This is a genomic window from Amycolatopsis kentuckyensis (assembly GCF_002155975.1).
GTDB lineage: Bacteria > Actinomycetota > Actinomycetes > Mycobacteriales > Pseudonocardiaceae > Amycolatopsis > Amycolatopsis kentuckyensis.
Map to the genome: position 1 here is coordinate 1 of NZ_MUMI01000612.1, position 6,909 is coordinate 6,909.

The 6,909-nt window shown below is 73.5% G+C and carries 9 protein-coding genes and 1 pseudogene; 7 read left to right on the plus strand and 3 right to left on the minus strand.

Translation table 11 applies throughout. The features are described 5' to 3' along the window. Positions 1–13 precede the first annotated feature (13 nt). Positions 14–178, plus strand: coding sequence for a sterol carrier protein domain-containing protein (locus CCN39_RS43605; protein WP_491844438.1), 165 nt, complete (start codon positions 14–16; stop codon positions 176–178). A gap of 54 nt (positions 179–232) precedes the next feature. Continuing rightward, positions 233–1,450, plus strand: coding sequence for a GNAT family N-acetyltransferase (locus CCN39_RS43610; protein ID WP_208630644.1), 1,218 nt, complete (start codon positions 233–235; stop codon positions 1,448–1,450). Here the strand turns inward: CCN39_RS43610 and CCN39_RS43615 are convergent. Next, a complete protein-coding gene (locus CCN39_RS43615; RefSeq protein WP_086852543.1) occupies positions 1,447–2,391 on the minus strand; it encodes a 5'-3' exonuclease in 945 nt (314 codons plus the stop codon). The two genes, CCN39_RS43610 and CCN39_RS43615, sit on opposite strands and share 4 nt — an antisense overlap. Before the next feature lie 130 nt (positions 2,392–2,521). On the opposite strand from CCN39_RS43615, the gene CCN39_RS43620 reads away from it, so the two are divergent. Genes CCN39_RS43620 through CCN39_RS43635 form a run of 4 tightly spaced genes read left to right on the plus strand, consistent with a single transcriptional unit; the run spans position 2,522 to position 4,673 of the window. Continuing rightward, entirely contained in the window at positions 2,522–3,664 is a 1,143-nt protein-coding gene (locus CCN39_RS43620) for a M24 family metallopeptidase (protein ID WP_086852546.1), read from the plus strand. Beyond that, positions 3,661–4,116, plus strand: coding sequence for an Lrp/AsnC family transcriptional regulator (locus CCN39_RS43625; protein WP_003092399.1), 456 nt, complete (start codon positions 3,661–3,663; stop codon positions 4,114–4,116). Before CCN39_RS43620 ends, CCN39_RS43625 begins: the two co-directional genes overlap by 4 nt. A gap of 46 nt (positions 4,117–4,162) precedes the next feature. After that, positions 4,163–4,387: a hypothetical protein gene (locus CCN39_RS43630; protein WP_086852548.1), complete on the plus strand. Its 225-nt coding sequence runs from the start codon at positions 4,163–4,165 to the stop codon at positions 4,385–4,387. Then, positions 4,374–4,673 (plus strand): hypothetical protein, encoded by a 300-nt coding sequence (locus CCN39_RS43635; RefSeq protein WP_013226701.1) that lies wholly within the window; start codon positions 4,374–4,376, stop codon positions 4,671–4,673. The genes CCN39_RS43630 and CCN39_RS43635 overlap by 14 nt, the downstream gene beginning before the upstream one ends. Positions 4,674–4,754: 81 nt before the next feature. Here the strand turns inward: CCN39_RS43635 and CCN39_RS43640 are convergent, their stop codons facing one another. Continuing rightward, the gene (locus tag CCN39_RS43640; protein ID WP_208630645.1) at positions 4,755–5,834 is read right to left on the minus strand and encodes a GDSL-type esterase/lipase family protein; all 1,080 of its coding nucleotides are present in this window, start codon (positions 5,832–5,834) and stop codon (positions 4,755–4,757) included. Positions 5,835–5,877: 43 nt separating this feature from the next. Beyond that, complete coding sequence (locus CCN39_RS43645) at positions 5,878–6,510, minus strand: TetR/AcrR family transcriptional regulator (protein ID WP_086852553.1); 633 nt, start codon at positions 6,508–6,510, stop codon at positions 5,878–5,880. A 63-nt stretch (positions 6,511–6,573) separates the two neighbouring features. On the opposite strand from CCN39_RS43645, the pseudogene CCN39_RS53070 reads away from it, so the two are divergent. Further along, positions 6,574–6,909: pseudogene (locus CCN39_RS53070) on the plus strand (NAD(P)H-dependent oxidoreductase); the annotation flags it as partial.

Consider the following 6,909-nt stretch of genomic DNA (forward strand, 5'->3'; position numbering starts at 1 on the left):
CCGGCCCGCCGGGCTGCGCCTGGACGTCACCACCCTGGCCATGGTCTACCTCGGCACCTGGCGGCCGTCGGCGCTGGCGGCCGCGGGCCGGATCGAGGTCCGCGACCCGGCCGCCGCGACGGCCGCGGACCTGCTCTTCGGCACCCGGGTGGCGGCCTGGAGCGGCAGCTACTTCTGAGCCGCCGCGGAAAACCGGGTGCCGGGCCGGATCTCCCGCGGCAGGATCGGGAGGATGACCGCTTCCCACGTCCGTCCGATCACCGAAGAAGAGCGGCGCAGCACGTTCGACCTGCTGCGCCGCGCGTTGCACTCCCCGCCCGTCACCGACGACCTCTGGGCCCGGATCGGGGAGTCCTGGCCCGCCGCGCACAAGTTCGGCGCGTTCGAGGGCGGGAGCCCGATCGGGATCGTCAGTTCCTACGACACCGAGATCGCCGTCCCGGGCGGGCGGACCCTGCCGGTCGCCGCGGTCGAGGGCGTCGCCGTCCGCGCCGACCGGACCCGCCGCGGGGTGCTGAGCGCGATGATGGGGGCGCAGCTGGCGGACTTCGCCGCGCGCGGGCTGCCGCTGGCCGTCCTGCACGCCAGCGAACCCACCATCTACGGGCGGTTCGGCTACGGCTCGGCCGCGCTCGGCAAGTCCCTGCGGGTGACGCGGCCCGCGGCCCGGCTGCACGAGCGCGTCGCCGCCGAGGGCGACGTCCGGCTGCTGACGCCCGAGGAGGCGGTGAAGGAGATCCCCGCGCTGTACCGGCGGATCGGGCTGCACCGGCCGGGCATGATCGGGCGGCCGGAGCGGTGGTGGCCGATCTCGCACAACCGGCAGGTCGGCCCGGACGGTGGGCACCTCGTCGCCGTCCACAGTGGACCGGACGGGGACGACGGCTTCCTCGTGTACGCCACGATCACCCGGCGATCGTTCGACTCACCCGACCGCGGCGCCGCGCTGGACGTCCACGACCTGCACGCTGCCGGCCCGGCCGCGCGGGCGGCGCTCTGGCGGTACCTGCTGTCGGTGGACCTGGTCTCGGAGGTGTACGCCCGGCACCGGCCGGTCGACGAGCCCCTCGCGCTGCTGCTGACCGACCACCGGCACGCGGCCACGGTCGCCGTCGAGGACGACCTGTGGCTGCGGCCGGTCGACGTCGCGGCCGCGCTGGCCGCGCGCACCTACCGCGCGGCCGCCCCGGTGGTGCTCGCGGTGACCGACCGCCTGCTGCCGGCCAACACCGGGCGCTACGAGATCGGCCCGGACGGCGCCCGGCGCACCGACGCTGCCGCGGACCTGGCCCTCGACGTCGACACCCTCGGCATGCTCTACCTCGGGCACTGGTCCGCGACGACGCTGGCGGAGGTGGGCCGCATCGACGTCGGCGACGCGACGGCGCTCGCGCGGGCCGACGAGCTGTTCACCACGGCGGCCGCACCGTGGTGCGGCACGCACTTCTAGGCGCCGGGCAGGGCCTTGAGCAGCCGTTCGACGGACTGCCCGAGGTTCCACCGTTCGGCGAGCTCGGCGACCCGCTCGGGGTCGGCGGGCGTCGCCGGGACGGTGTCGGGGCGGGACTGCTCGACCGGTGCGTCGACCGCCACGCGGACCACGGTCGGGGCGACGGCGAGGTAGTCCGCCGCGTCCTTCAGCCGCAGCCGCGTCTTGAGCGGGAGCGCCGAGTCGCCGGCTTCGCTCGCGGCGATGAGGGCTTCGAGCGACCCGAACTGCGTGATCAGCTTCGCGGCGGTCTTCTCGCCGATGCCCGCGACCCCGGGCAGCCCGTCGGAGGGGTCGCCGCGCATCATCGACATGTCCGCGTACGCCGATCCGGCGGTCTCGCGGGGGAGGCTGTAGCGCTCGGCGATCTCGGCCGGCCCGAGGACCTCGGCCTTGGCCCAGCCCTTGCCGACGTAGATGACCGAGGTCGGCGTGGGTTCGGTGCGCACGAGCTGGAAGAGGTCCCGGTCGCCGGTGATGACCTCGACCGGGTCGGCCTTCTCGCGGGTGGCCAGCGCGCCGATGACGTCGTCGGCTTCGTAGCCGGCGGCTTCGGCGGTGGCGAACCCGAACGCTTCGAGCAGGTCGAGGATGATCGGCACCTGCGGGGTGAGCGTGTCGGGGACTTCTTCGACGTCCGGGCCGCTGCCGGTCTCTTCGGCCACCCGGTGCGCCTTGTAGCTGGGGAGCAGATCGGTCCGGAACTTCGGCCGCCAGTCGGCGTCGAGGCAGCAGACGAGCCGCGCGGGCCGCCGGTCGGTGAGGATCCGCGCGATCGTGTCGGCAAACCCCCGCACGGCGTTGACCTGCGTCCCGTCGGCGGCGCGCAGTGAATCGGGCAGGGCGAAGAAGGAGCGGAAGTACAGGCTCGCGGAGTCGAGCAGGGCAAGGGATCCGGTCACCCCGCACAGCCTGCCATGACCGGGCTCGGAGGAGGGACGAGCCACGCGACTCGGCACGGGGTCACCCGGCCCGGCATGTCGCGGCCCCGGGCGCGTCCCGCGCGCCCGCCGCCCCACTAGGCTCGCCCTCATGTCGCGCCGATCCCTTCACACGCCCGCTCCCGATGCCGCCGCCCTCCGGGCCCGGCTGGACCGTGCCCGCGCCGCCGCGGCCGCCGCGAACACCGATGCCCTGCTGATCGCGCCCGGCTCGGACCTGCGGTACCTGCTCGGGCAGGCCGGGGGCTCCTTCGAGCGGCTCACCACCCTCGTCGTCCCGGCCGACGGCACCCCCGCGCTCGTCGTGCCGAAGCTGGAAGCGCCCGGGTACGCCGACGTGCCCACCGATGAGCTCGGCGTCGAGCTGCTCACCTGGGTCGACGGCGACGACCCCTACGAGCTCGTCGCGGACCGGCTCGGCAAGCCCGGCCGCGTCGCCGTCAGCGACTTCACCCCCGCCCTGCACGTGCTCGCGCTGCGGGCCGCGCTCGGGGAGGCCGAGCAGACCCTGGCCGGTCCCGTGGTCCGGGAGCTGCGGATGCGCAAGGACGCCGCCGAGATCGCCTCGCTGCGGGAGGCCGGCGCGGCGATCGACCGGGTGCACGCCCGCGTCCACGAGTGGCTGCGGCCCGGCCGCACCGAAGCCGAGGTCGGCGCCGACATCGCCGCGGCCATCGTCGAGGAGGGCCACGTCCGGGCCGACTTCGTGATCGTCGGCTCCGGGCCGAACGGGGCCAGCCCGCACCACGACGTCTCCGAGCGCGTCATCGAGCAGGGTGACGTCGTGGTCGTCGACATCGGCGGTCCGCTGCCGGCCGGCTACAACTCCGACTCCACCCGCACCTACGCCGTCGGGACGCCGCGGGACGCCGATGTGGCCGAGACCTACGCGGTGCTGCAGCGCGCGCAGGCCGCCGCGGTGGCCGCCGTCAAGCCGGGCGTCACCGCCGAGGCCGTCGACGCCGCCGCGCGGGACGTCATCGCCGAGGCCGGGTTCGGGGAGTACTTCATCCACCGCACCGGGCACGGCATCGGCCTGGACGTGCACGAGGAGCCGTACATCATCGCCGGGAACGCGCTGCCGCTGGAGCCGGGCATGGCCTTCAGCGTCGAGCCGGGCATCTACCAGCCGGGCCGGTGGGGCGCCCGGATCGAGGACATCGTCATCGTCACCGCGGACGGCGTCGAGTCCGTCAACAACCAGCCGCACGAGCTCGTCGTGCTGGACGCATGACACCCGGCGGCCTGGAGCCGCTGGACCAGTCGATCGTCCAGGAGCTCGCGGCGGACGGGCGGCGCAGCTTCACCGACCTCGCCGAGCGGGTCGGGCTGTCGGTGTCGGCGGTGCACCAGCGGGTGCGCCGCCTCGAGCAGCGCGGGGTCATCCTCGGCTACACGGCGCGGCTCGACGGCGAGCAGATCGGCCTCCCGCTGACGGCCCTGATCTCGCTGACGCCGAACGACCCGGCGGCGCCGGACGACTACCCGCAGCGGATCCAGCACATCAAGGAGATCGAGTCGTGCTACTCGGTGGCCGGCGACGAGTCCTACATCCTGCTGGTGCGCGTCCAGTCGCCGCTGGCGCTGGAGGACCTGCTGCGGCGGATCCGGGAGGCCGCGAAGGTCTCGACCCGCACGACGGTGGTGCTCTCTACGCCGTTCGAGGGACGTTCACCGACGTTCTGACGCCGGCGCCCCGCCCGACGGCCGGGGCGCTGGTACGGTAAAAGGTATGGCAACACGTAAGGTCACTCTTTCGCTGGACAGCGGCGCCTTGGAATTCGCCGAACGAGCCGCGAAAGCCCACGGAATCTCGGTCTCGTCCTGGCTGTCGAAGGCGGCCAGGCGCGAGGCGGTCCGCACGGGGTACACCCCGCAGCGGCCGGAACCGGCTGTCGCGGAATCGGACGAGGCCGAGCGCAGCGCGGCGGAGAAGGATCTGCGTGCGCAGGGGTGAAGTCTGGACGTACCACCCCCCGACCGATCCGGCCCGGCAGCGCACGGTGGTGCTGCTGTCCTCGGACGGGGTGAACGAATCCGAGCGCCCGTGGCTGCTCGGCACCGAACTGCTCGACCGCGACCCGATGGACATCCTCGGCGTGGCCGTCGACGCCCGCTACTGGGTGTCGACGCTCAACCTCACCCGGCTCTACCGCCCGTGGTTCGACGAGCGGATCGCCGAGATCGACCAGGACGTCCAGGAACGCATCGACATCGCGCTGCGGGCCGCCCTCGATCTCTGACCCCCGGCGCCGGGTGGCGCGCACGCTCGACCTCGTCGGCGCCTGCTCGTCGCCGCCCTCCGTGCGACGTGCGCTGAGCGGTCAGCGGGCCACGACCTCCGGGACCGCGTGGAGCTTGCCGTCCGCGCCGGCCAGGCAGGAGGCGTTGCCGTCCTTGGCGGCGATGAACTCCGTCAGGCAGTTGGCGATCGCCGTGTGGCCGGTGGCGTTGGGGTGGAACGATTCCTGCAGCGCGTGCCCGGCCCGCTCGGCCTGGCCGAGGTCGGCCAGCTGCAGCGTCAGCCGGGTGAACCACTCCGTCGCCGGGTTCGCGCCGCCGCTGCACGCCTCGTGCTTGACGCCCGCCTTCGCCAGGTCCAGGAACCGGGCCCCGGTCTGCTGCGCGGCGGCCTTCAGGCCGGACGACAAGACGCCGATGCCGGTCTGGGCGATCCAGCGCAGGTCTTCGGTGCGGAACGGGCAGCCGTTGAGGCTGCGCAGGTCCTCCGGCAGGTCCGGGCCGATCGGCGCCGCGTAGGACTGCAGGATCAGCTGGTAGTCCGCGGGGACGTACCCCGCCTGCGCCAGCACCGCCTTCACATCCGAGACCGCCTTCGCGACCTTCGGCACCATCGCGTCCACTTTGGACTTCCAAGTCTGCTTCAGCGCCGTGCTGCACGGCGGGCCGCCGGCGTCGAACCACGCCTTGAAGCAGTCGTTGACCTGGTTGGAGAACTTCGGCTCGTCGTTCGCGCCGACCGCGATCACCACCGCGGCCACCCGGTGGTCCTTCACCAGCGCGGCCAGCTGCTGCGCCTGCGACCCCTCGGTCCACTGCTTGACGTCGCCGAGCGCGACCTGCTCGGCGGGCGCGCCGGAACAGCCGAGGTTGACGTGCGCGGTGATGCCCGGGGCGGCGACCTTCCCGACGAAGGCGTTGGGGGAGCGGTGGCACCAGTTGCCCCCCTGGCCGTTGGTGGCGGCGGTGTACTGGCCGGCGCCTTCGCCGGAGACGGTGCTGTCACCCATCGCGACGACGGTGAGCGGGCCGGTGCCCGGCGGGCCCTGCCGCGGCTGCGGCCGCCCGGGCTGGCTTTCGGAGCCGAAGAAGACGAAGAACCCGCCCAGCAAGGCCACACACGCGAGGACGAGGGCCCCCCAGTACCACCGAAGACGTCGCATCGCCCCCGATTCTACGGACCGGCCGAGTGACGGACACGGTGCGTCACCGCAACCAGCTCCGCACCAGCCGGACGAGCGACTGCGCCAGTCTCGCCGAGCCGATCTCCCGGTCTCGCCGCCAGTGCCGCACCTGCTCGGCCGACAGGGCCGCGAGCAGGACGTCCGCGGCGATCTCGGCCTCGTTCGCGCCGCCGGCTTCGAGCAGGTGCCGGCAGTGCTGCCGCCACAGGGTGTGCGCGCCGGTCCGGAACCGGGCACCGGTCGTGGCGGTTTCGGACAGCAGGACGAGGTCGAGCTGCCGGTCCAGGAGTTCGAGGTAGGCGTCGATGAACGCGCCGAGGCGGTCGGCGGGTTCCGCGCCGGGGCCCAGGGGCGGCGGGCCGGTGAGGATCCGTTCCTGGAGTTCGCGTTCGCGCTGGTCGAGCAGGGCCATGGCGAGGCCGCCCTTGTCGCCGAAGCGGCGGTAGAGCGTGCCCTTGCCGACGCCGGCGGCGCCCGCGACGTCGTCCATGGTGACCGCGTCGACGCCGCGTTCGGCGAAGAGTTTCTCGGCGGCTTCCAGGACGCGGATCCGGTTGCGGGCGGCGTCGGCGCGCTCGCGGACGGGCGCGCCGAGCACCGGCAGTCCGGCGGGCGTTGACGAAGCGGGCTGCGGTCCGCTACGGTTCGAGGACATAAGCGGACTCTAGTCCGATTCTTCGCCCGGCGAAAGCCGGCACCCCTTCCGAGGAGCATCGCCATGCCCGATCTGCTGCACATTTCCGCGTCCCCACGAGGGGAAGCGTCGCAGTCGCTGCGTCTGGCAGCCACTTTCCTGGACAGCTACCGCAGCCAGCACCCGGACGCCGACATCGACGAATGGGACCTCTGGGACGGCTCGCTGCCCGCGTTCGGCCCGGCCGCGGCCCAGGCGTCGGCCTCCTCGCCCTGTGGGGTGCCGCCGCCGACCGGATCCTGTTCAGCGTGCCGATGTGGAACTCCGGCGTGCCGTACGTCCTCAAGAAGTGCGTGGACGTCGTGTCCCAGCCCGGCTGGATCTTCGGCGTCGACCCTGTCCACGGCTACCGGCACCTCC